This window comes from Streptomyces sp. NRRL F-5126 (assembly GCF_000721265.1).
Taxonomy (GTDB): Bacteria; Actinomycetota; Actinomycetes; order Streptomycetales; family Streptomycetaceae; genus Streptomyces.
In genome coordinates, this window is record NZ_JOFZ01000006.1 from 442855 (window position 1) to 465742 (window position 22888).

Below are 22888 nucleotides of genomic sequence, written 5' to 3' on the forward strand. Positions count from 1 at the left end.
ATGCCGCCAGTAATCGGTGGCAGCATTGCCGTCTGGCGCGGTGCGAGCCCGCTCAGCCGGCCGGGTGCGCGGGCGGCTGCCAGCCGCGCAGGACCGTGGAGAACTTCGCGTCGCTCCAGTCCTGCGTCGGCCCCGACATGTAGATGGCGCACTCGGCGTCGGTGGCTTCGTCCACGTACATCAGGTCGGCGGCCGTGCGCGGCCCCGGCACGCCCTGCGAGGCGTCCTGGTTCCAGGTGAACTTCCAGCGCGCCGCCAGCTTCTGGTCGCGGTAGGTGTCGGTGTTGAGCTGGAGCCGCCGGTAGCCGGGCAGGTGTCCGACATGGCCGCCGGTGCCCTCCAGGTTCTTGAGGTGATCGAGCGGGGTCGGGAAGTCGCGCCGGGTGTCGACGCTGATGCGGACGAAGTGCACGTCTCCGTCGGGGCTGTAGTCGATGGTGTTCACGCCCTGGACACGCTTCCACCCCTTGGGCAGCCAGAGGCTGAACCCCTCGGGCGCCGTGACCCGCCGCCATCCGGCGGGCACGTTGCCGCTGCCCGTCCCCGTGCCACTGTCCGTCCCCGTGCCGCCGCCCGTGGAGGAACCGGAGCCGCCTGAGCCGCCTGAGTCGCCCGCGCCGCCCGAGTCGCCCGCGGCGTCCGTCGCGTCCCCGCCGCCGGGTCGCGCCGTCGCCCCGTCCCGGCCCTTCGCCTGCGCCTGCCCGCCGCCGCCGAACTGCGTGACGGCGAAGCCGATCCCCCCGCCGATGACGAGCGCGGCGACGGCGGCGAGGGCGATGGAGCGCCGACGGGACCCTCCCCCGGCGCCCCCGCGCCGCGCGACCGGGCCGCCCCCGGCCCCATGACCGGGCGCCGCGTTCTCCTGGCGCGCGTGCGCGACCTGGTGCGTTGCCGAACCGCCGTGAAAGCCGGCGTGCCCGGGAGCGTGGGTGCCGTACGGGTCAGGCGGGCCTTGAGGGGGCGTCAGGTCCTGGCCCGCGTGGAGGCGCTGCTGGGCCATCGGGCCGTGGTGCGTGGCGGGCGCGGGCTGCGCCCTCGTGACGAACGAGGTCACCGGAGCGCCCCGGGTCTCGGCCGGGTACGCCACCGTCTCGGTCCGGCCCTCGGCCACGTCGGCCAGCAGCTTCGCGCTGGCGGCCGCGTCCGGCCGCCCAGCCGGGTCCCTGTGCAGCATGGCGACGATCACGGGGGCCAGCGCGCCCGCCGACCGCGGGTGGGGCGCCTCCTCCTCCATCACGGCCTGGAGGGTGGAGAGCGCGCTCTCGCGGTGGTACGGGGAGGAGCCCTCCACCGCGGCGTACAGCGTCGCCCCCAGTGACCACAGGTCGGACGCGGGGCCGGGGGCGCCACCCTGCACCCGCTCGGGCGCCAGGTACTCGACGGAGCCTATGAGTTCACCGGTCCTGGTGATGGAGGCGTCGCCCTCCACGGCGGCTATGCCGAAGTCCGCGAGCAGGACCTGCCCGTCGCGCGCCAGCATCACGTTGGCCGGCTTGACGTCGCGGTGCAGCACACCCGCCGCGTGCGCGGCGCGCAGCGCGGAGAGCACGGCACCGCCGATCCTGGCCGCCTCGCGCGCGTCGAGTGTGCCGGAGTCCTTGACGGCGTCGGACAGCGAACGGCCGTCCACGTACTGCATGACGATCCAGGGCCTGCCGTCGTACTCCAGCACGTCGTGGACCGTGACGACGTTGGGATGGGTGATGCGCGCCGCGGCGCGCGCCTCGGTCTGCGTCCGCCGGTGCAGCACCTCGCGGTCGGCCTCGGCCGCGTACAGCCCGGCCGTCAATTCCTTGACGGCGACCGTGCGGTGCAGCGTCTCGTCGACCGCCCGCCACACGCGGCCCATGCCGCCCCTGCCGATGGTCTCGCCCAGCCGGTAGCGTCCGGCCAGGAGCATCCCCGCACCCGTGCTCTGTGATCCGTCGCTGTGTGAATCGTTCACGTACCCCGCCCTGTTCGTAGCGCGCGCCACAACAGGTTACGGAGCGAACCTGGGAACTCCGAGTGCCGGGGGTGGATGAGACAGCACTGTCACCCGGCCTGTGGGCCCCCGCCTACGGGCAGTCAATCACCTTGTGAGAACCGTGGGTTGCCTTCTCATCCGTCGGCCTTGTAGGAGGCGGTCGCCTGCTGGTAGATCTCGCTCACCTCGTCGCGCTGGCTGTCGGGGCCGATGACCTGGATGACGTGGTAGCGGCCTTTCACGATCATGGCGAGGTTGCGGACGTACACGGTCGCGCCGTTGCTGTCCTGCCACGTGTACTGCCCCTCGGCCATGGCCTGGTTGCCGACGTCGATCCTGCGCAGCCCCGACGCGCTTGCCCACGTCGACGAGCGGAACGGGCGCAACTCCGGCTCCTTGTCGCTCTGGTACGCGAGCGGGTCGGAGCCGTCGGCCTGCACCGTGTCCCTGCCGGGCACGACGATCAGGGTGAAGTTCCCGCTCGCGTAGCGGACCTGGCCGCTGTCGTTGATCGGGCTGCGCTTCCATCCCCGCCGGACGGCCACCTGGAAGCCCTCCGGGTCCTTGCGTATGACGTAGCCCTTGGCGAGCCGTGTCCCGGAACCGGCCGCGACGGTCGGCGCGCCGCGCGGCTTCGCCGACGCGGAGGAGGTGGAGGTGGATGCGGAGCCGCCGGAGGCCGCGGGCGCGGCGGCCGCTCCCGAGGGCGCCTCCTTGACGCTCTGCCCGTGCGCGTCACCCGACTTGGGCATGAAGGCCATCGCGTAGACGACCGCGGCCACCAGGCCGAGGAGGATCAGGATCAGCAGCGTGCGGCCGAGGGCGCGCGGCGCGCGGCGGCCGGTGTCGCCGGTGCGGTTGGTGCGGCCGGCTCCGTTGGCGCGGCCCGTGCCCCCGTGCGGCTCGGGGCTCGCGTGCTCGAAGAGGTCGGCGGCGAGGCCCCTGCCCTCGCGGGCGTCGCGCTCGGCCCAGGACGGTTCGAGCCCGTACGTGGCGGGCGCGGCGGGCGGCCGTTCCGCCACGGGACGGCCGCCGCGCTTGTGGCGGTGCCTGGCCGCGCTGTCGCGCTCGGCCGCGGCCCTGCCGCGGCCCCAGCGGCGGCGCCGCCGCACCAGCTCGCCCTTGCGGCGCTTTATGGGCAGCCTGCCGTCCACGGTGGGCACGGAGACCAGGTCCTGGCCCGCGTCGGGCTCAGGCGCGGAGCGCACGAGGGACCGCAGCCAGCCGCGCAGCTCCTCGAAGTCGGGCCGCTCCGTGGGGTCCTGACGCAGCAGCGACTCGACGACGGGCCGCAGCGGACCGCAGTCCTCGGCGTAGGCGGGCGGCTCCGAGCAGACGAGCTGGACGAGCTCGGCCGCGTTCTCCTCCGGGTAGGGGGCGTGGCCCTGCACCACGCGGTAGAGCAGCGCGCCGAGCGCCCACAGGTCGGTGGCGGGCCCGATGGGCGGTGCGAGCTGCCAGTTCTCGTGGACGGGCCCCGCCTGCTCGGGGGCCCAGCGCTCGGTGACGGCTCCGACGACGGCGATACGGGCCTGGCGGGCGCGCTCGGCAGCGAGCGGGCCCGCGGGGCCGCCGTGGCCGGCCGCCACGGCACCGGCCGGCACGGGCCCGTCCCAGTGGCCCGCCGCGCCGGCGCGGGGGGCGTCGCCGCCTCCGCCGTCGGCGGGGGTGAACCCGGCGGGCAGGGCGGGCGTCGTGCTCCGTGGGCGGTCCTGGCCGCCGCGCCCGCTGCCGCCGCCGGGCCGGCCGCCGCCCGCGGGCACGTGGCCGGCGGAGTCGTCGAAGGGGCCGGGGCCGTCGCGCCAGATGCCGTTGAGGCGCGGACGGTACGGCGAGGGCGGATCGTCGTCCCCGTCGGCGTCACCCTCGGGGTCGGGGAACCCGCTGGGCGGCAGGCTCCACCAGTCGGGCCCCGGCGGCGTGCTCTCCTCGCCGGCCGCGTCAGGACGCTCGCCCCGCTCAGGCGGCGCGTCCGGTGGGACAGACCCGTCCGTACGCTGCCCGGCCTGCGGCTCCGCCTCCGAGCCGTACCCCTGCGGCCGGTGCGGCTCCTGCCCCGGCGGCGGGAGCGGGGACCGCGCATCCCGGCCGTCCGGCGTCTGCGGTCCGGGCGCTTGCCCTTCCGGCGCCTGAGGCTCCGGCGCCTGCTGCTGGTACTCAGGGCGCCCCTGGCGCCCCTCGCCGGGCTCCTCCGGGGCGCGGGCGGCGGCGCGCGCGCCCGCGCGGTACGCGGCGATGGCGCCCGCTCGCGCGGCCCGCACCGCCTCCGAGGCGCTGTTGCCCGTGGGCGCCGTCGGCAGCGCGGGCTGCGCGTTGGGGCCGCCGTAGGGCGCCGGAACGCCTGGCGTGGACTGCTGGCGCGGCGGCCTCGGCAGCGCGCCCGACGTGCCCGTGGAGACACCGTAGGGGCTCTCTGCGCCCGCGCCGCTGCCGCTGTCCTCGCGCCCCGCGCCCGCGCCGCCGAACGCCGCGTGCGTTCCCGGCGCGGGCACCCCGGCCGTGTACGGGCCCTCGGCGGGCACGGGCTCCGCGGGGCGCGCGTACTGCTCGTACCCGTACGGCCGCGCGCCCTGCGGGAGCGCGAACCCGGGCGCGGCCGGCGGGGCGATCCCGGCGGCGGGCTCCTGCCCCGCCGGGAGGCGCGGGGACGTGCCGTCCGCGACGCCCGTGGCCTGCGCCGCCTCCGGGGCGCCGTGCTGCCGCGGCACGGGCGCGTAGCCGCACAGTGCCTCTTCGGCCGCCCCCGCCGCCAGGCCCGTGAGGACGACGCGGCCGTCGTCGCACACGAGCACCGTGCGGACGGTGATGTTGCGGTGCACCCAGCCGTGCCCGTGCAGCACGCGCACCGCGGTCAGCAGGTCGGAGGCGATCTCGGCGGCGCGGTAGGGGGTCAGCGGCCGCTCCGCGATCAGCTCGGCGAGCGGCCTCGCGGCCACGAGCTCGCTGACTATCCAGAGCGAGCCGGCCTCGGCGAACACGTCGAAGACCTGGTCGAGGCGCGGGTGGTCGGGTACCTGGGCGGCGCTCTGCGCGGCCTCGACCGCCCTGCGGACGCCGGGGTCGGCGAGGGCAGCCGCCGGTGTCCTGCCGCCGGCTGCCGCCTGCTCCACCGCGGCGCCGTCGGGGCCGACGACCTCGGCCTCCACCACCTCGGGCAGCGGCACCTGCCGGACCAGGACCTCCTGCCCGCTGTACGTGTCGAACGCGCGCGTCTCGGTGACGTCGTACGCGTCGGCGGGCGGCATGGGCAGGCGATAGCGGTCGGCCAGCACGCGCCCCGCGTAGTCCTCCACCGTGCCTCCCCACACCCTGTCGGCCGGCCACCCGACTACCCGACTACCCGACGCAGTCTGACTACCCGTCGGACGGCCGCCCGATCCGGATAGCCGCCGATTCGGGTCGTCACGCCCAGTCGTCGGACCGGATCGCGGGTCCGCCCGTCAAATCCGGTCGTTTTCCAGTCCTGTTCGACTGCGTACGGTCCGCGACTTCTCACCATACGTGTCCGCGCCCGTACGCGCCGCCTGTCAAGGCAACGGGATATGGAGGATTACGTTCCGTCACATCCGGCGAAGATCGTATGGCTGAAACCCTCTACTTCGACGGCTTGAACGTGTCGAAGGCGGTCTGGCGCAGCGTCGAGCACTCCTTGCCGTCCCACGCGTCCGCCTTGCAGCTGATCATGATCGAGTAGCCGTGACGGGAGTCGATGCGGAAGCCGCGGTCGAGTACCTTGACGCGCTGTCCGCTCTGCTTGCGCTCGAACTGCCAGTCGGCGACGGTCGGATAGCCCTTGTAGTCGGCCTTCTTGATGCCGATGAGCTTGTAGCCGCTGCTGCTGCCGCTCACCGCGGGCTCCAGCTGGGTCCAGGCGAGCACCGCGTCCTTCGTGGGGCTGTCGGTGAAGTCGACCTGTATGCGCGGGAATCCGCCGCTCGCGCTGAATATCCCGCCCGAGCTCTGCCCCGCCGTGCCCGTCCTGTGGAAGCCCTTGGGCATGGCCATCGAGAACTTGAACTGCTTGTCCGACACGGCCGCGTACCCGGCCGGCAGCCCCGAGCCGCCGGAGTGGCGGGCAGCGTCGTGGGAGGCGCCGGAGGCCGACGACGACCCCGACGGCGCCGAGGACCTCGTCCGATGGCCCTGCGGGGCCGCGCCCGTCGAACCCGCGGTGGCGGACGCGCTGCTGGAGGGGGCGGGCTTCGCGCCGTCCCGGCCCTTGGCCGATGTGTCGCCGTTCCCGCCGCCCAGCGAGAGGGCGAGGACGACACCGAGCACGGCGAGCGCCACGACAACGGCGATGATCACGAGCGTCTTGCGGGACACCACATCCGTCAGCGGCGCGCGCGGCGCGGCGGGTCTGCCGGCCGCACCGGCGCGCGGCGCGGCCCTGCCCGGCGCCGCGGCGAGCGAGGCCATGGCCGCCGTGGCGGCGGGACGCGCCGGCTCCGCGGCCCGGCGGCCGGTGCCGGCCGGCTTGGTGAACCGGCCGGCGAAAGGCTTCGCGAAGGGCTTCGCTGACGGTCCGGCGGCCGGCCGCCGGGCGGGCCCGGACGCGCGCGACCCGTCCGTGGGCGCGGCGGGCGCCTCGGGCAGGGCGGCGAGCGGAACGGCGCGGGTGGCGTCGAGGTCCGCCGGCTCCTGGCGCTTCTCCGGCGCGTCGGGCGCGTTGACGACTCTCATGAGCATGGCGCGGGTACGCGCGTCATCGAGGCGCTTGTCCGGGTCCTTGGCGAGGAGCCCGTAGATGACCTCCTCCAGCGGGCCCGCGTGGACGGGCCGGTCGACCGCCTCCGTCATCACGGCGGTCAGCGTCGCGATCGCGGAGCCCTTGTCGTAGGGCGGGGTGCCCTCGACCGCCGCATACAGCAGCCCGCCGAGCGACCACAGGTCGGCGGCGGGCCCCGGCTTGTGGCCGCGGGCGCGCTCGGGCGAGATGTACGAGGGCGCGCCGACGAGCATGCCGGTGGATGTGACGGACGGGTCGCCCTCGACCTGGGCGATACCGAAGTCGGTGAGGACGACGCGCCCTTCCTCCGCTATCAGGACGTTGGACGGCTTCACGTCGCGGTGCAGGATGCCCTGCCGGTGTGCCTGGCGCAGCACGTCGAGCACGGCGAGCCCGACCTCGGCGGCCCGCCGCGGGGTGAGCGTGCCGTCCTCGCGGATGACCTCGGCGAGGGACTTGCCCTCGATGAGCTCCATCACGATCCAGGGCCTGTCGTCCTCGTCGACGACGTCGAAGACGGTGACCGCGCCGTTGTTGCGGATCCGCGCGATCGCCTTCGCCTCGCGGAGGGTACGGGTGATCAGCCTGCGCTTCTCGTCGTCGTCGATGGCGCCGGGGAAGCGCAGTTCCTTGACGGCGACGGTGCGGCCGAGCATCTCGTCCAGGGCGCGCCAGACGGTGCCCATGCCGCCGCGCCCGAGCACGTCCTGGAGCCGGTAGCGCCCGGCGAGCAGCCGCGACGCGCGGCCGCCCTCCGCCGCGCCGTCGCGCGCGGCCGCTTCGGGCTCTGCTTCCTCCTTGGCGGCCTCTTCCGGCTTCTGCGGCTTGCCCGGCTTGCCCGGCTTCTCCGACTGCTGCGAGCCGGCCGCTTCGCCGTCGGCTTCCGGGCGTTCGGCCACTTCCCGCTGGGGTTCGTCCCGTTGGGGGTCCTGCGCCGCGTTCCGCGGCTGCTCAGCCTCCGACATGCGTCCCCTCTGCGATTCCCGTAACCCGCCCTGGCGGAGCCTCCATTGTCCCCCACGCGGCGACCCGGCTCCCCCCGGGTCAGACGGTAGCGCAGCGCCGGTGCGCCCGGCCCCCGCCCCCGGGCGCGGTGGATAAGGCCGGGCCGGTCAGAGAGGCACGATGTCCGGCGCCCCGAGGCGGGCGGCGTCCGCCGTCAGGTCGTCGGGCTGGCGCTGCGACTCGCGCTCGGCCTCCACCCGCTTCTCATAGTGCTCCACCTCGCGGTCCACCTGTCCCGCGTCCCAGCCGAGTACGGGCGCCATCAACTCGGCGCACTCCCGCGCGCTGCGCGTGCCGCGGTCGAAGGTCTCGATCGCGATGCGCGTACGCCGCGTCAGGACGTCGTCGAGGTGGCGCGCGCCCTCGTGCGACGCCGCGTAGGCGATCTCGGCGCGCAGGTAGTCGTCCGCGGCGGCGAGCGGGGCGCCGAGCGCGGGCTCCGACTCGATGAGTTCGAGTACCTCATCGGCGAGCGTCCCGTACCGGTTCAGCAGGTGCTCCACCCGCGCGACATGCAGTCCCGCGCGGGCCGCCATGCGCGCCCTGCCGTTCCACAGCGCGTGGTAGCCCTCGGCGCCCAGCAGCGGCACATCCTCCGTGACGCACGCTGCCACGCGCTGGTCGAGGCCGTGCACCGCCTCGTCCACCGCGTCCTTCGCCATCACCCGGTACGTCGTGTACTTGCCGCCCGCGACCACCACCATCCCCGGCACCGGGTGCGCGACCGTGTGCTCGCGCGACAGCTTGCTCGTCGCGTCGGACTCCCCGGCGAGCAGCGGGCGAAGACCCGCATACACGCCCTCGACGTCGTCGCGCGTGAGCGGCACCGCCAGCACGCTGTTGACGTGCTCCAGCAGGTAGTCGATGTCCGCGCTGGACGCCGCGGGGTGCGCCTTGTCGAGGTTCCAGTCGGTGTCCGTGGTGCCCACGATCCAGTGCCGGCCCCACGGGATGACGAACAGCACCGACTTCTCCGTGCGTAGGATCAGCCCCGTCGAGGAGTGGATGCGGTCCTTCGGCACCACCAGGTGGATGCCCTTCGACGCGCGCACGTGGAACTGCCCGCGCTCCCCGATCAGCCCCTGCGTGTCGTCCGTCCACACCCCCGTCGCGTTGACCACCTGCTTCGCCCTGATCTCGTACTCGCCGCCGCCCTCGACGTCCTGCACGCGGGCGCCGACGACCCGCTCGCCCTCGCGCAGGAAGCCCACGACGCGCGCCCCGCTCGCGGCATGCGCGCCGTACGCGGCCGCCGTGCGCACCAGCGTGGCCACGTAACGGGCGTCGTCCATCTGCGCGTCGTAGTACTGGAGGGCGCCCACCAGCGCGTCCTTCCTGAGGCACGGGGCCACCCGCAGCGCGTGGCGGCGCGTCAGGTGACGGTGCGCCGGCAGGCCCCTGCCGTGGCCCGACGACACCGACATCGCGTCGTACATCGCCACCCCGGAGCCCGCGTAGAGGCGCTCCCAGCCCTTGTGCCGCAGCGGGTAGAGGAACGGGACCGGCTTGACCAGGTGCGGCGCCAGCTTCTCCAGCAGCAGGCCGCGCTCCTTGAGCGCCTCGCGCACCAGCGCGAAGTCCAGCATCTCCAGGTAGCGAAGACCGCCGTGGATGAGCTTGCTCGACCGGCTCGACGTGCCGGACGCCCAGTCGCGCGCCTCGACGAGCCCCGTGGCGAGGCCGCGCGTCACCGCGTCGAGCGCGGTGCCGGCGCCGACCACGCCCGCGCCGACCACCAGCACGTCCAGTTCACGCTCGGCCATCGCGGCCAGCGCCTGCTCGCGCTGCGCGGGCCCCAGTGTCGCTGTCCTCACCGCTGCCTCCCGTCGCCCCCGTCCGGATCAAGCCGCCTTCCCCATCGATTCTGTCCGGCTTCGCCCGCTTCGGCCACCGCCTGTGGACAACCGCGACCACCCACCCGGCCGTACCTGCCGCCACCTGCGACAACACGCCGAGTTGCAAGATCTCTCAATCCGACATAACGGTCATATTTACGCCTAGTCTGACAGTGCGCCCGACCGCTGCGCGTCCACGGCAGGCGTCCCCAGTCCCCTCCGACCAAGGAAGGACGGCCGCCGCCATGCCCGCAGACCTCGCCGTCGTCGGACTCGGCCACCTCGGCCTGCCGCTCGCACGGGCCGCCGTGTCCGCCGGGATCGCCACCGTCGGCTTCGACGCCGACCCGCGCACGGTCGCCAAGATCGCCGCCGGCCACACGCCCGCCGAGGGCGCGCTGACGGCGGCCGAGGCCCGCCGCATGCTGTCCGGCGGCTTCCGGCCCACCACCGACCCCGCGGAGCTCGGCCGGGTGCGCACCGCCGTCATCTGCGCTCCCGCCCCGCTCGGACCCGACCGCACCCCCGACCTGACGGCCGTCGGCGAGATGGCACGCGCCCTCGCGGCGCGGCTGCGCCCGCACACCACGGTGGTGCTCGAATCCCCCGTGGCGCCCGGCACCACGGAGGGCTTCCTGCGCGACGTCCTTGAGGACGGCTCGGGGCTGCGGGCCGGACGCGACTTCCACCTCGCCTACTCCCCCGGCCGGCTCGACCCCGGCAGCCGCACGCACGCGCTCGCCAGCACGCCGAAGGTGATCGGCGGCCTCACCCCCGCCTGCACGGAGTCGGCCGCCGCGTTCTACGGGCGCCTTTCGGAGAAGGTGGTCCGCGCGCGCGGGACGCGCGAGGCCGAGATGGTCAAGCTGCTGGAGACCAACTTCCGGCACGTCAACATCGCGCTCGTCAACGAGATGGCGATCCTCTGCCACGACATGGGCGTCGACCTGTGGGACGTCATCCGCTGCGCGGAGACCAAGCCGTTCGGCTTCCAGGCGTTCCGCCCAGGGCCCGGCGTCGGCGGCCACGGCGTGCCGATCGACCCCGGCTACCTGCCGCACACGGGGCGCGCGCCCGGCCACCCGCACCCGCTGCGCATGGTCGGACTCGCGCAGGAGATCAACGGCCGCATGCCGCAGTACGTGATCCAGCGCTGTGCGGCCCTGCTCAACGAGCACGGCAAGTCCGCGCGCGGCGCGCGCGTGCTGCTCCTCGGCGTCACGTACAAGCAGGACCTCGCCGACCAGGAGGCGTCGCCCGCGACCGAGATCGCGGGCCGCCTGGCGGACCTGGGGGCCGCCGTCAGCTACCACGACCCGTACGTCCCCGAGTGGCGCGTGCGCGGCCTGGCCGTGCCGCGCGCCGATTCGCTGTACGAGGCCGCGGCCGACGCGGACCTGACGGTGCTGCTCCAGCACCACCGCACGTACGACCTGCAAGGGCTCGCGGTCAAGGCCCAGTTGCTGCTCGACACCAGGGGCGCGAGCCCCGCGGGCGCCGCGTACCGGCTCTGAGAACCGGTTCCCCACGGCGCGGCACCGCGGCACCCGCTTCAGCGCTTGTGCTGCGCGTCCGCGACGGTGACCTCGACGCGCTGGAACTCCTTGAGCTCGCTGTAACCGGTGGTGGCCATCGCGCGGCGCAGGGCGCCGAAGAAGTTCATGGAGCCGTCGGGGAAGTGGGACGGGCCCGTGAGGACCTCGTCGAGCGTGCCGACCATGCCCAGGTCGACCAGCTTGCCGCGCGGCACGTCCTCGTGGACGGCCTCCATGCCCCAGTGGCGGCCCTTGCCCGGCGCGTCGGAGGCGCGCGCGAGCGGGGAGCCGATCATCACCGAGTCGGCGCCGCAGGCGATCGCCTTGGGCAGGTCGCCCGACCAGCCGACGCCGCCGTCCGCGATCACGTGCACGTAGCGGCCGCCGGACTCGTCCATGTAGTCGCGGCGTGCCGCCGCCACGTCCGCGACGGCGGTGGCCATCGGCACCTGGATCCCCAGCACGTTGCGCGTGGTGTGCGCGGCGCCGCCGCCGAAGCCGACGAGGACGCCGGCCGCGCCGGTGCGCATCAGGTGCAGCGCCGCCGTGTACGTGGCGCAGCCGCCGACGATGACCGGCACGTCGAGCTCGTAGATGAACTGCTTGAGGTTGAGCGGCTCGGCCGCGCCCGACACGTGCTCGGCGGAGACCGTCGTGCCGCGGATGACGAAGATGTCCACGCCCGCGTCGACGACGGCCTTCGAGAACTGCGCGGTGCGCTGCGGCGAGAGCGCGGCGGCCGTGACGACGCCCGAGTCGCGCACCTCCTTGATGCGCTGCCCGATCAGCTCCTCCTTGATGGGAGCCGCGTAGATCTCCTGGAGGCGCCGGTTGGCGGTCGACTCGTCGAGGCCGGCGATCTCGTCGAGCAGCGGCTGCGGGTCCTCGTAGCGTGTCCACAGGCCTTCGAGGTTGAGCACCCCGAGACCGCCCGACTCGCCGATGCGGATCGCCGTGCGGGGCGAGACCACCGAGTCCATGGGGGCGGCGAGGAACGGCAGGTCGAACCGGTAGGCGTCGATCTGCCACGCGATCGAGACCTCCTTGGGGTCGCGCGTGCGCCGGCTGGGGACGACGGCGATGTCGTCGAACGCGTACGCCCTGCGCCCGCGCTTGCCGCGCCCGATCTCGATCTCAGTCACGATGTGGCCTTTCCCTCTACGTCTGCCGCCGTCAAGTATCACCGACGGGTCCTCGCACGGCTCAGGGGCGGCCCGCGCGCGGGACCGCCCCTTGCCTGTGCGCCGGCCCTCGAACTCAGCGGGAGCTGTAGTTCGGCGCCTCCACCGTCATCTGGATGTCGTGCGGGTGGCTCTCCTTGAGGCCGGCCGCCGTGATGCGGACGAACCTGCCCTTGCGCTCCATCTCGTCGATCGACGCGGCGCCCACGTAGCCCATCGTCTGGCGCAGCCCGCCGATGAGCTGGTGCAGCACCGCGGAGAGCGGGCCGCGGTAGGGCACCTGGCCCTCGATGCCCTCGGGCACGAGCTTGTCGTCGGATGCCACCTCGGCCTGGAAGTAGCGGTCCTTCGAGTAGGAGCGCGCCTGGCCGCGCGACTGCATCGCGCCGAGCGAGCCCATGCCCCGGTACGACTTGAACTGCTTGCCGTTGATGAACTGCAGCTCACCCGGCGACTCCTCGCATCCCGCGAGCAGGCTGCCGAGCATCACCGTACGGGCGCCTGCGGCGAGCGCCTTGCCGATGTCGCCCGAGTACTGCAGGCCGCCGTCGCCGATGACCGGCACGCCCGCGTCCAGACACGCCGTCGCCGCCTCGTAGATGGCCGTGACCTGCGGGACGCCGATGCCGGCGACGACGCGCGTGGTGCAGATGGAGCCCGGGCCCACACCCACCTTGACGCCGTCCACGCCCGCGTCGAGCAGCGCCTTGGCGCCGTCGGCCGTGGCGACGTTGCCGCCGACGACGTCGACGGAGACGCTCGACTTGATCTTCGACATCCAGCCGAGCGCGTTGCTGTTGTGGCCGTGCGAGGTGTCCACGACCAGGAAGTCGACGCCCGCCTCGACGAGTGCCTGCGAACGGTCGAGCGCCTCGGGGCTGGCGCCGACGGCAGCGCCGACGAGCAGCCTGCCCTCGGAGTCCTTCGCCGCGTTCGGGTACTGCTCGGCCTTCACGAAGTCCTTGACGGTGATGAGGCCCTTGAGCACGCCCGCGTCATCGACGAGGGGGAGCTTCTCGATCTTGTGCCGGTGCAGCAGCGCCATCGCGTCCACACCCGAGATGCCGACCTTGCCCGTGACCAGTGGCATCGGCGTCATGACCTCGCGCACCTCGCGGCGGCGGTCCGACTCGAAGGCCATGTCGCGGTTGGTGACGATGCCGAGCAGCCTGCCGCCCGCGTCCGTCACCGGCACGCCGCTGATGCGGAACTTCGCGCACAGCTCGTCGGCCTCGCCGAGCGTCGCGTCGGGCCTGACCGTGATCGGGTCGGTGACCATGCCGGACTCGGACCGCTTGACCAGGTCGACCTGGTTGGCCTGGTCGGCGACGGAGAGGTTGCGGTGCAGCACGCCCACGCCGCCCTGGCGGGCCATCGCGATGGCCATGCGTGCCTCGGTGACCTTGTCCATCGCGGCGGACAGCAGCGGGATGTTCACCCTGACGTTGCGCGAGACGAGGGACGACGTGTCCACCTCGTTCGGTAGCACCTCCGAGGCCCCGGGCAGCAGCAGGACGTCGTCGTATGTCAGCCCGAGTGTCGCGAATTTCCCAGGCACTCCGTCGACGTTCGCAGTCATGACACCTTCCCCATATGGCCTTGATCGGTGCGGATGTCCATGCTAACGGGCTCGCGGGGGTGCCTGATTCCGCCTGTGGAAACAGCACCGAAGCCGCCCACGGAGAGCCGGTGAGCGGCTACGTTGAGCAGTTGGCGGTTTCCCACCGACCGCCGTCTCACTGCCCGGCGAGTGTCCGCAGCCTGCTCAGCGCGCGGTGCTGCGCCACCCGTACGGCCCCCGGGGACATGCCGAGCATCTGGCCCGTCTCCTCCGCGGTCAGCCCGACGGCCACGCGCAGCACGAGCAGTTCCCGCTGCGTGTCGGGGAGGCTGGCGAGTAGCCGCTTCGCCCACTCCGCGTCGCTGCTGAGCAGGGCGCGCTCCTCGGGGCCCAGCGAGTCGTCGGGCCGCTCGGGCATCTGGTCCGAGGGCACGACCGTCGAGCCGGGGTGGCGCATGGCGGCCCGCTGGAGGTCGGCGACCTTGTGCCCGGCGATGGCGAACACGAACGCCTCGAACGGCTTGCCGGTGTCGCGGTAGCGGGGCAGCGCCATCAGCACCGCGACGCAGACGTCCTGCGCGAGGTCCTCGACGAAGTGGCGCGCGTCACCGGGCAGCCGGCTCAGGCGCGTGCGGCAGTACCGGAGCGCGAGCGGGTGGACGTGCGCCAGGAGCTCGTGGGTGGCCTGCTCGTCGCCGTCGACTGCGCGATGGGCGAGGGCACCGATCACCGTCGTCTCGTCGTCGCGCATCGGACCATGGTGCACCGGCGTCCCGTCGTCCGCGGCGCCGCGTCTGTCGTTGTGCACCGAAGCGTTATGAGCAGGTGCGGCAGAACTCATCCCTGCGCCCTCCCCTCGCGCTCGTCCGGCTCGTCCCCGAGGAACTCCACACAGTCAAGGATGCGGCATCGCGCGGGAAACGGGCGCAGGGGTCCTTGCGGCCGTTCTCACAGCCGTCGTCGGGAAGCCGCTCACGGCCGCGCTCACGACCGGACGACGCGCACCGGCGCACCCCCGTCCGCGACGGCCCGCCGCCGCTCCGGGCTGCGGAAACCCGCGAACGACCGCACGCCACGTGAGCCCGTGCGCGCGCTCGTTCGGCATGGGTCGCGGGCGCGCGCTCGCACGGCGGGCGGTGCGAGGGCCGCGCGTCAGCGCACGAGCCCCCAGCGGAAGCCGAGCGCCACCGCGTGCGCGCGGTCCGAGGCCCCGAGCTTCTTGAACAGGCGCCTCGCGTGCGTCTTGACCGTGTCCTCCGACAGGAACAGCTCGCGGCCGATCTCGGCGTTGGACCTGCCGTGGCTCATGCCTTCGAGCACCTGGATCTCACGCGCGGTGAGCGTGGGCGCCGCGCCCATCTCCGCGGAGCGCAGCCGCCGGGGGGCGAGCCGCCAGGTCGGGTCGGCGAGGGCCTGCGTGACCGTCGCGCGCAGCTCGGCGCGTGACGCGTCCTTGTGCAGGTAGCCGCGCGCACCCGCGGCGACCGCGAGCGCGACGCCGTCCAGGTCCTCCGCGACGGTCAGCATGATGATCCGCGCGCCCGGGTCGGCCGACAGCAGGCGGCGCACCGTCTCCACACCGCCGAGGCCCGGCATGCGGACGTCCATCAGGATCAGGTCGGAGCGGTCGGCGCCCCAGCGGCGGAGCACTTCCTCACCGTTGGCCGCGGTCGTCACGCGCTCGACGCCGGGCACGGTCGCGACCGCGCGGCGGAGCGCCTCTCGGGCAAGCGGGGAGTCGTCGCAGACGAGCACGGATGTCATGACCGGCCTCCGCAGCTGATGCGCGTCACCTTGAGCCTCCAGGCTGTACATGTCGTCACCTGCGCGGTTGACACTCTCGGACATGTGCCCGATCGCTCGTTCTCTCAACCGCCTGACCTCATCAACGATGGTCACCCGAAAGAGTTACGGGTCCCTCACGCAGAGCTATGCCCCATTTAGAGGCTTTTCTTCACTTTCAGTGGTGTCTGAGGCTAGATTCGCAAAGAGTCATATTTACATCTACTTACACAAGAGATGTACCGTCATGACCATCCGGTGCCGTCCAGGATTCAAGGGGACATGAGCAATGGCAGATTTCTCCCGCCTTCCAGGACCCAACGCAGATCTGTGGGATTGGCAGCTCCTCGCGGCCTGCCGGGGTGTGGACAGCTCGCTGTTCTTCCACCCGGAGGGAGAGAGGGGTGCGGCACGGAGCGCGCGCGAGAACTCGGCGAAAGAGGTGTGCATGAGGTGCCCGGTCCGCGCGGAGTGCGCGGCACACGCGCTGGCGGTACGGGAGCCGTACGGCGTGTGGGGCGGCCTGACGGAGGACGAGCGCGAGGAGCTGATGGGCAGGGCGCGCACGCGCCTCGTGTCCGCGTCAGCGCCGTCCCCCGGCGGCCACGGCACGGCCGGGCAGGCGGAGGACTGACCCTCCGCGAGGCGACCGAACGAAGAAACGTTCCTGCATAACGATCACCCTCACCGCGGTCGGACGGCAGCCCCGCGGCGACGGGGGCACTCGTGTGCCCGCGCCCGTGGGAGCAGCGGTCGGAGCGGCGATCGGGCGGCGGTCAGGCAGCGGTCTCCGCGGCCGTCGCCAGCTCGTCGAGCGTGGCGGCGACGGCGGGCACGCGCGCCAGGTCGGGCAGCGTGAGCGCGACCACCTCGCGCGAAACCGACGGCTCGACCGTCAGCTTCCTGACCCCCTCCGTACGCACGGAGGTGAGGGCGAGATCCGGCAGCGTGGCCACCCCGAGCCCCGCCGCCACCAGGCCGATCACCGCCGGGTAGTCGTCCGTCGCGAAGTCGATGCGGGGCGTGAAGCCGGCGGCCTCGCACGCGCCGACCAGCTGCGTACGGCAGCGCGGGCAGCCGGCGATCCAGGATTCGTCGGCGAGGTCCGCCATGGCCACCTTGCCCGCGTCGGCCAGAGGGTGCCCCTCGGGCACGAGGCCGACGAGCCGGTCCACGAGCAGCGGCCGCACGGTCAGGTCCTGCCACTCGCCCTCGCCGCCCTCGTAGCGGAACGCCAGGGCGATGTCGCAGTCCCCGTCGCGCAGCATGGAGACCGAGCGCGGCGGTTCGGCCTCGACGAGCGAGACGCGCGTGCCCGGATGGGCGGCGCGCAGCGCGGCGAGCGCGGCGGGCACGAGCGTGGAACTGCCGCTCGGGAACGACACGAGACGCACGCGGCCCGCGCGCAGCCCGACGATCGCGGCGATCTCCTCCTCGGCCGCGGTGAGGCCCGCGAGGATGCCCGTCGCATGCCGCACCAGGACTTCACCGGCCTGCGTGAGGCGCGTCTCCCTCCCGGTGCGCACGACGAGGCGCGTGCCCGCGGAGGCCTCAAGGGACTTCATCTGCTGGCTGACGGCGGGCTGCGTGCAGCCGAGCTCGCGCGCCGCGCCGGAGAAGGACCCGGTGGCGGCGACGGCGCGCAGGACGCGGAGGTGGCGTGCTTCGATCACACCGGCAAGTGTACGTGAGGCATAAGACACTCTTTTATCTCTCGCCCGTAATCGGGTGGCGGCTTTGACAGCCCCGCCGCTACCGTGACCGCCATGAGAGTGCTGACAGTGAACGTGGGGCGGCCGAAGGCCGTGGCCTACACGGACGCGGCGGGCGGCGTCACGGGCATCGACAAGCGGCCGGTGGACGGGCCCGTCCAGGTCCGTGACCCGGGCCCCAAGGGCGAGGGCGGCAGCGGGCTCGGCGGCGACGCGGTGTGCGACACGCGCCACCACGGCGGCAGCGACCAGGCGGTGTACGCGTACGCGCGCGAGGACCTCGACCGGTGGGAGGCGGAGCTCGGACGCCCCCTGGCAAACGGCGCGTTCGGCGAGAACCTGACGACGTACGGGCTCGACCTCACACAGGCGAAGATCGGCGAGCGGTGGCGCGTGGGCGAGGAGCTCGTGCTGGAGATCTCCAGCGGGCGCATCCCGTGCCGCACGTTCCAGGGCTGGGTCGAGGAGAAGGGCTGGGTCAAGCGCTTCACCCGGCGGGCCGCCACGGGCGCGTACCTTCGGGTGATCGAGCCGGGCGAGATCAGGTCGGGCGACGGCATCGAGGTGATCCACCGCCCGGAGCACGAGGTGACGGTGCAGCTCGCCTTCCGCGCGATCACGCTGGAGCGCCACCTGCTGCCCCAGGTCCTGGCGGCGTCCGAGGCGCTGCACAGGGAGGAGCTCAGGGAGGCGCGCGCGTACGTGGAGAAGTACGGCGCCGCCCCTGCGGCGCTCTGACCGAGCCGCGTCGGGCCACGACCCCGCGGGCCCGTGCCGCGCGTTCAGGGGCACGGCGCAGCTGCGGCGAGCCGGTCCCGCCGTCCCGGCGCGGTGCCCCTGAGCGAAGCGGGATCCGCCGCTACCGAGCGTCCCGGACCCGGGAGAGGTAACTGCCTCTCCCCTGCCCCTTGGACCCGCCGAGCCGGTACTCGTTCGCGACCAGGTCGAGGAGTTCCTCGGCCGACGTGTCGGCCGTCCGCTTGTCGAAGGTGATCTCGCCGTGCTGCAGCAGGCAGACCCGGTCGCAGACGTCCAGCACCTGCGTGTAGTTGTGCGCGATAAGGATGATCGACAGGTCTCCCCGGGCGCGCAGCAGGGTGATCAGGTCCAGGATGATGCCGCCCTCCTTCGCGCCCATCGCGGCCAGCGGTTCGTCGAGCAGCAGGATGTTCGCCTGCGAATAGACCGATCTGGCCACCGCGATCGCCTGCCGCTGCCCACCCGAGAGGTTCGCCACCTCCGCGTTCACGGAGGGGATGTTGATCCCGATGTCGTTGAGGTAGCGGCGGGCGTCGCGGCGCATCGCGGACTTGCGCAGGAAGGGGCCTCGGCGCAGCTCCTTGTTCAGGTGGAGGTTGAGGTAGACCGGGAGTGTGTTGATCAGCGCGAGGTCCTGGAACACCGTCTCGATGCCCAGCTCCCTGGCCTGGCTCACCGAGTGCAGGTTCACGGGGCTGCCGTCGACGCTGATCCGGCCCGAGGTCGGCTGGGTGAATCCGGTGAGTATCTTCACCAGGGTCGACTTGCCGGCGCCGTTGTCTCCGATCAGGCCGAGCACCTCGCCGCGCGCCACACTGAGGTTGACGTCACGCAGAGCCTCCACCTGCCCGTAGCGCTTGCCGATGTGCTCGGCGGAGATGGCCGCGGGGGCCGGGAGTGCGGTCTTGTCGTCTGTCATGCTCAGCCTGCCTTCACTCCTCGGCGCAGGCGCGCCAGTTGGGTGTTCAGCACCATGGCGATGAGGATGGCGACACCCTCGATCACGATGAAGGTGGTCGCGTCGATGCCCTGGATGTTGAAGCCGTCCTGCAGTACGGCGAGGAGCAGGGCGCCGAAGAAGGCGCCGATGACCGTGCCCGCACCGCCGAGGAGTGCCGTCCCTCCGATGACGCAGGCCGCGATCGCCTCGAACATCAGGTTGTTGCCGCCGGCGTTGGGGTCGAAGGAGTGGGAGATGTGGACGCCGTCCAGGATGCCGCCGAGTCCGGCGAAGGTCGAAGCGATCATGAAGGCCCGTATCTTCACCCAGCGGGTCCTGATGCCCGCTTCCGCCGCACCGAGGCTGTTGGCCCCCGTGGCGATCGTGTGCGCGCCCCATCTCGTCTGTGTGAGCACTACCTGCATCAGGATGGCGAGGAGCACGGCCCAGGTGAGTTCGGACCACTTGTAGCCGCCCAGGATGTGCATCAGCAGGCCTTGCTGGGGAGCGGGGCGGGGGAAGTTGTTCGAGACCTTCAGGGTGATGCCGTGCAGCAGGTAGAGCATGCCGAGCGTGGTGATGAACGAGGGCAGCCGCAGGAGCTGGTTGACCAGTCCGTTGAACAGCCCGACCGCGGCGGCCACCAACAGGCCCACGATCACTGCGAGCAGCATCGGCACGCCGGCGTCGTTGACCGCCGTCATCACGAAGGGGATGAGCGCGAAAGTCATCCCTGTCGACAGGTCTATCTCCCCGCAGATCAGCAGGAAGACCTCGCCGGCGGCCAGGATCGCCGCGGCGGCGCCGAAGTTGGCGATGTTGCCGAGGTTCGACGAGGAGTAGAACGCCGAGTTCGCGAAGCCGAAGTAGAGGATGAGCGCGATCACCACAGCGACCACGCTGAGTTCGCGCAGTCTGAGCAGTGATCCCGGCAGGGCAGCGAGGCCGGGCAGCCTTCGTACGCTGTCCAGGCCGCCGACCGGGGCTGATTGCCGGGGCGAAGGCACTGACGGGGCCCGTTCCGCAGGATCTGCGTCCGTCTCGCCCACGGAGGGGTCGTGATGCTGGGTCATGTGAGGATCGCTCCCGGCTTCAGTGGATGTACAGCTGCTTCGGCGAGCTGCCCTCGAACCGGTTCTTCTCCTTCAAGTAGGGCGCGACCAGGTCCTTCGTGACGAACTTGAGGCCGGTGTCGGTGGTGGCCGGGCTCACCAGCGTGCCGGAGAGCTTGTAGAGGTAGAGGTAGAGGACCGAGAGGAACCCCTGCATGTAGGCGGACTGGTCGATGGTGAAGTCGAGGATGCCGTCGGAGATCGCCTGCTCCGTGGGGGTCAGCAGATCGAAGCCGCCGCCGTGGTACCCCTTGTCCTTGAGGTTGTATTTGCGCATGACGTTCGCGATGCCCTGGGTGCTGCCGGCATCCACCGCGAACAGGCCCTTGAAACCCTTGTTGCCCTGGGTGAAAGCGTCGATGGCGGCCTGTTCGGGATTCACGTCCGCGCCCGTGGCCACCTGCTTGACGGTGAAGTTCTTGCCCGCCGCCTTGAGTGCGGCGACAGCACCGTCGGCGCGCGGCTGGATGTTCAGTGAGCCGGGGGTGGCGATGAAGACGGCGATGCTGCCACCGTCGGGGAAGGCCGACGCGATGCGCTTGCCCATCGCCTGGCCTGCGGCGAAGAGGTCCTGACCCACGTAGGCGAGCCGCGCGTTGGACGGGACGTCGGCGTTGTACGACACCACCGGGATCTTCTTGGCGAGCGCCTGGGTCGTCGGCGCGTTGAAGGCCTTCTTGTCAACGAGGGACACCGCGATGCCGTCGGCACCGGAAGTGATGGCCGTGTTCATCGCACTGACCATCTCGGAGACGTTCGAGGTCTCGGAACCGGTCCACTGGTAGGTGACGTTCAGCAGGTCACAAGCGTCTTGGATGCCGTACTGCGTGGCCTGGAAGAACGGGTTCGTCGTCACGTGATTGACGAAGACGAACTTCCACTTCGGAGTGGTCGGGAAGCTGCCCGCCTGGTTGCCGCCGCCGCTCTTCGTGTCGCTGCTGCAACCCGCCAGCGCGACCATGCCGGCCGCGGCGCCCGCCAGGCCTGCGCCTCGGAGCATGAGACGGCGAGAAGGCAGGGACTCCGGTTCTTGATGCACTGCTGATCCCTTCGTTCACAGATGAGCCGATGCCATCGAACGGCAGCGATGGAAAGAAGATCGCGAGCCCGGGCGGCCGGTCGTCCGCCCCGGTGTGCGCCGGGCGCGACAGCGCACAACCTCGGGTGATGCCTGAGTCAACACCGCCTGGCCACAATGGAGTTGTACCGAGGTGGGTCGCAGCCGGCCCCTTGCCCGCCGCAGCATTGATAGCGCTAACAATCAGTGTCACCTCGTCGATCATCGATCAGCGCCAGGCCCACGTGGTCCGACCACGACTCGTATCGGCGGAAACCGTCACGCCGCGACACCGTTCAGAGTGTGCGCGGCCCCACGAAGACCTCCCGAGGATGGCATTGCAAAGGAAAGTGAGCGCTCACATTTCACTGCGAGCACCCCAGGTATGGCCCGCGCAGCGCATTCGGGCGACTGCCGGAGAGCCGAAAATGAGGCTGGCACATGAGATGCGCGACCTCAAGGGCCGGGGCCGTACTTTCTGAAGTCGCCGCCCCGCCACGGCTGGACGGCCGTCCGCACCCGCTTGACGCCCGTCACTGTGAGCGCTAACTATGAGCACGTCAAGCGAAGGGAGAACCGTGCCGCAGACCGACGGGAGCACCCCGCCGCGCCGCGCTCCCACCATGGCGGACGTCGCCCAGGTGGCGGGAGTCTCGCACCAGACGGTGTCACGGGTACTGAGTGACCACCCGAACGTTCGCGACTCGACGCGCGCGGACGTGCAACGAGCGATCGAGGAGCTGGGATACCGGCGGAACTCCTCGGCGCGTGCACTGGTGACCCGGCGCACCCACACCCTGGGAGTGGTGGCGTGCAATCCGACGCTGTTCGGCCCCTCCAGCACACTGGCCGGCCTGGAGGAGGCGGCGCGGGAGCAGGGCTATCTGGTGTCCACGGTGACCTTGCGCCGCTACTCCGCGTCCGCGCTCAAGGGCGCCGTCGAACACCTCAGCGACTGGGGGGTGGAAGGCATCGTGGTGATCGTTCCGTACCGGGAGGCTGTCAACGCACTGACGGAATTCAGGCTGCCCTTCCCGGTGGTGACCGTCGAGGGCGGCCACACACTCCCCATCCCGGGCGTCTCGGTGGACCAGGAGCTGGGCGCCAGGCTGGTGACCCGGCACCTGCTCGCCGCCGGACATCCCACCGTGTGGCATGTCGCCGGCCCCAGCAACTGGCTGGAGGCCGAGGCCAGGATCAGCGGCTGGCGCTCGGCACTCGAAGAGGCCGGCGCGGTCGTGCCGCCACCGCTGCAGGGCGATTGGACTCCCCTGTCGGGCTACCGTGCCGGGCAGGAGCTGGCGGGCCGGGTCGCCGGCGCGGACACCCGGGCCGGGATTCCGGGCGTCTCCGCCGTGTTCGTGGCGAACGACCAGATGGCGCTCGGGGTGCTGCGTGCCCTGCGTGAAGCGGGCGTCTCGGTACCGGGGCAGGTGGCGGTCGCCGGGTTCGACGACATTCCCGAGGCCGAGTACTTCGCCCCGCCGCTGACCAGTGTCCGCCAGGATTTCGGCGCTGTCGGCCAGGCCAGCATCAGGCTGCTGCTCAGCCGGATCGAGTCCCGCGGGAACGGCGCCGACGACGAGCACATCGTCATCGAGCCGCGCTTGATCGTCCGTGGCAGCAGCAACACGGCCTGACTCCGCCCCGGCCCCCACGGACCGGGCCCCGCGTGGGACGGCCGCCGCCCCTTCCACATGACCGAGAGGCAACG

Annotated in this window: 16 protein-coding genes; 4 read left to right on the forward strand and 12 right to left on the reverse strand. The window is 72.3% G+C overall.

The window, feature by feature from the left end; translation table 11 throughout:
- Positions 1 to 52: 52 nt before the first annotated feature.
- The 4 genes from IH48_RS33330 to IH48_RS0114920 form a co-directional block, all read right to left on the reverse strand.
- On the reverse strand, positions 53 to 1900 hold the full coding sequence (locus tag IH48_RS33330; protein ID WP_037841936.1) for a serine/threonine-protein kinase: 1848 nt from the start codon (positions 1898 to 1900) through the stop codon (positions 53 to 55).
- Between the two features lie 200 nt (positions 1901 to 2100).
- The gene (locus IH48_RS0114910; protein ID WP_030903693.1) at positions 2101 to 5259 is read right to left on the reverse strand and encodes a protein kinase; all 3159 of its coding nucleotides are present in this window, start codon (positions 5257 to 5259) and stop codon (positions 2101 to 2103) included.
- Between the two features lie 301 nt (positions 5260 to 5560).
- Complete coding sequence (locus IH48_RS0114915; protein WP_051839782.1) at positions 5561 to 7660, reverse strand: serine/threonine-protein kinase; 2100 nt, start codon at positions 7658 to 7660, stop codon at positions 5561 to 5563.
- Between the two features lie 147 nt (positions 7661 to 7807).
- The gene (locus IH48_RS0114920) at positions 7808 to 9514 is read right to left on the reverse strand and encodes a glycerol-3-phosphate dehydrogenase/oxidase (RefSeq protein ID WP_030903695.1); all 1707 of its coding nucleotides are present in this window, start codon (positions 9512 to 9514) and stop codon (positions 7808 to 7810) included.
- 266 nt (positions 9515 to 9780) lie between these two features.
- Here IH48_RS0114920 and IH48_RS0114925 point away from each other — a divergent pair, with 266 nt between their 5' ends.
- Positions 9781 to 11049, forward strand: coding sequence for a nucleotide sugar dehydrogenase (locus tag IH48_RS0114925; RefSeq protein ID WP_030903696.1), 1269 nt, complete (start codon positions 9781 to 9783; stop codon positions 11047 to 11049).
- Positions 11050 to 11087: 38 nt separating this feature from the next.
- Here the strand turns inward: IH48_RS0114925 and IH48_RS0114930 are convergent, their stop codons facing one another.
- The 4 genes from IH48_RS0114930 to IH48_RS0114945 all read right to left on the reverse strand — a co-directional run bounded on the left by IH48_RS0114930 (position 11088) and on the right by IH48_RS0114945 (position 15576).
- Entirely contained in the window at positions 11088 to 12212 is a 1125-nt protein-coding gene (locus IH48_RS0114930; protein WP_030903697.1) for a GuaB3 family IMP dehydrogenase-related protein, read from the reverse strand.
- Between the two features lie 115 nt (positions 12213 to 12327).
- Positions 12328 to 13830 carry an IMP dehydrogenase gene (guaB, locus tag IH48_RS0114935; protein WP_030903699.1) on the reverse strand — a complete coding sequence of 501 codons (1503 nt, stop codon included), beginning with the start codon at positions 13828 to 13830 and terminating at the stop codon, positions 12328 to 12330.
- A gap of 157 nt (positions 13831 to 13987) precedes the next feature.
- A complete protein-coding gene (locus tag IH48_RS0114940; RefSeq protein WP_030903701.1) occupies positions 13988 to 14563 on the reverse strand; it encodes a sigma-70 family RNA polymerase sigma factor in 576 nt (191 codons plus the stop codon).
- Positions 14564 to 14964: 401 nt separating this feature from the next.
- Entirely contained in the window at positions 14965 to 15576 is a 612-nt protein-coding gene (locus tag IH48_RS0114945; RefSeq protein ID WP_003948568.1) for a response regulator transcription factor, read from the reverse strand.
- 307 nt (positions 15577 to 15883) lie between these two features.
- Between IH48_RS0114945 and IH48_RS0114950 the strand changes: the two genes are divergently transcribed.
- Complete coding sequence (locus IH48_RS0114950; RefSeq protein ID WP_030903703.1) at positions 15884 to 16228, forward strand: WhiB family transcriptional regulator; 345 nt, start codon at positions 15884 to 15886, stop codon at positions 16226 to 16228.
- Positions 16229 to 16370: 142 nt separating this feature from the next.
- On the opposite strand, the gene IH48_RS0114955 is transcribed toward IH48_RS0114950, so the two are convergent.
- Positions 16371 to 17267, reverse strand: coding sequence for a LysR family transcriptional regulator (locus IH48_RS0114955; protein ID WP_030903704.1), 897 nt, complete (start codon positions 17265 to 17267; stop codon positions 16371 to 16373).
- 93 nt (positions 17268 to 17360) lie between these two features.
- On the opposite strand from IH48_RS0114955, the gene IH48_RS0114960 reads away from it, so the two are divergent.
- Positions 17361 to 18044, forward strand: coding sequence for an MOSC domain-containing protein (locus IH48_RS0114960; protein WP_030903705.1), 684 nt, complete (start codon positions 17361 to 17363; stop codon positions 18042 to 18044).
- A 121-nt stretch (positions 18045 to 18165) separates the two neighbouring features.
- Here the strand turns inward: IH48_RS0114960 and IH48_RS0114965 are convergent, their stop codons facing one another.
- Genes IH48_RS0114965 through IH48_RS0114975 form a run of 3 tightly spaced genes read right to left on the reverse strand, consistent with a single transcriptional unit; the run spans position 18166 to position 21117 of the window.
- Complete coding sequence (locus IH48_RS0114965; RefSeq protein ID WP_051839792.1) at positions 18166 to 18984, reverse strand: ATP-binding cassette domain-containing protein; 819 nt, start codon at positions 18982 to 18984, stop codon at positions 18166 to 18168.
- Between the two features lie 2 nt (positions 18985 to 18986).
- Complete coding sequence (locus IH48_RS0114970; RefSeq protein ID WP_078849735.1) at positions 18987 to 20078, reverse strand: ABC transporter permease; 1092 nt, start codon at positions 20076 to 20078, stop codon at positions 18987 to 18989.
- A gap of 19 nt (positions 20079 to 20097) precedes the next feature.
- Entirely contained in the window at positions 20098 to 21117 is a 1020-nt protein-coding gene (locus tag IH48_RS0114975) for a sugar ABC transporter substrate-binding protein (protein ID WP_078849736.1), read from the reverse strand.
- Between the two features lie 680 nt (positions 21118 to 21797).
- Here IH48_RS0114975 and IH48_RS0114980 point away from each other — a divergent pair.
- Positions 21798 to 22814, forward strand: a complete 1017-nt coding sequence (locus IH48_RS0114980; protein ID WP_234434274.1) for a LacI family DNA-binding transcriptional regulator — start codon at positions 21798 to 21800, stop codon at positions 22812 to 22814.
- The last annotated feature ends 74 nt before the right edge of the window (positions 22815 to 22888 follow it).

Bases quoted from the DNA above. Each gene is read 5' to 3' on its own strand.
- IH48_RS0114915 (WP_051839782.1), bottom strand. From the start codon at position 7,660: ATGTCGGAGGCTGAGCAGCCGCGGAACGCGGCGCAGGACCCCCAACGG.
- IH48_RS0114940 (WP_030903701.1), bottom strand. From the start codon at position 14,563: ATGCGCGACGACGAGACGACGGTGATCGGTGCCCTCGCCCATCGCGCA.
- IH48_RS0114980 (WP_234434274.1), top strand. From the start codon at position 21,798: ATGGCGGACGTCGCCCAGGTGGCGGGAGTCTCGCACCAGACGGTGTCA.
- IH48_RS0114925 (WP_030903696.1), top strand. From the start codon at position 9,781: ATGCCCGCAGACCTCGCCGTCGTCGGACTCGGCCACCTCGGCCTGCCG.
- IH48_RS0114975 (WP_078849736.1), bottom strand. From the start codon at position 21,117: ATGCTCCGAGGCGCAGGCCTGGCGGGCGCCGCGGCCGGCATGGTCGCG.
- IH48_RS0114965 (WP_051839792.1), bottom strand. From the start codon at position 18,984: ATGACAGACGACAAGACCGCACTCCCGGCCCCCGCGGCCATCTCCGCC.
- IH48_RS0114960 (WP_030903705.1), top strand. From the start codon at position 17,361: ATGAGAGTGCTGACAGTGAACGTGGGGCGGCCGAAGGCCGTGGCCTAC.
- IH48_RS33330 (WP_037841936.1), bottom strand. From the start codon at position 1,900: ATGCTCCTGGCCGGACGCTACCGGCTGGGCGAGACCATCGGCAGGGGC.
- guaB (WP_030903699.1), bottom strand. From the start codon at position 13,830: ATGACTGCGAACGTCGACGGAGTGCCTGGGAAATTCGCGACACTCGGG.
- IH48_RS0114950 (WP_030903703.1), top strand. From the start codon at position 15,884: ATGGCAGATTTCTCCCGCCTTCCAGGACCCAACGCAGATCTGTGGGAT.
- IH48_RS0114970 (WP_078849735.1), bottom strand. From the start codon at position 20,078: ATGACCCAGCATCACGACCCCTCCGTGGGCGAGACGGACGCAGATCCT.
- IH48_RS0114945 (WP_003948568.1), bottom strand. From the start codon at position 15,576: ATGACATCCGTGCTCGTCTGCGACGACTCCCCGCTTGCCCGAGAGGCG.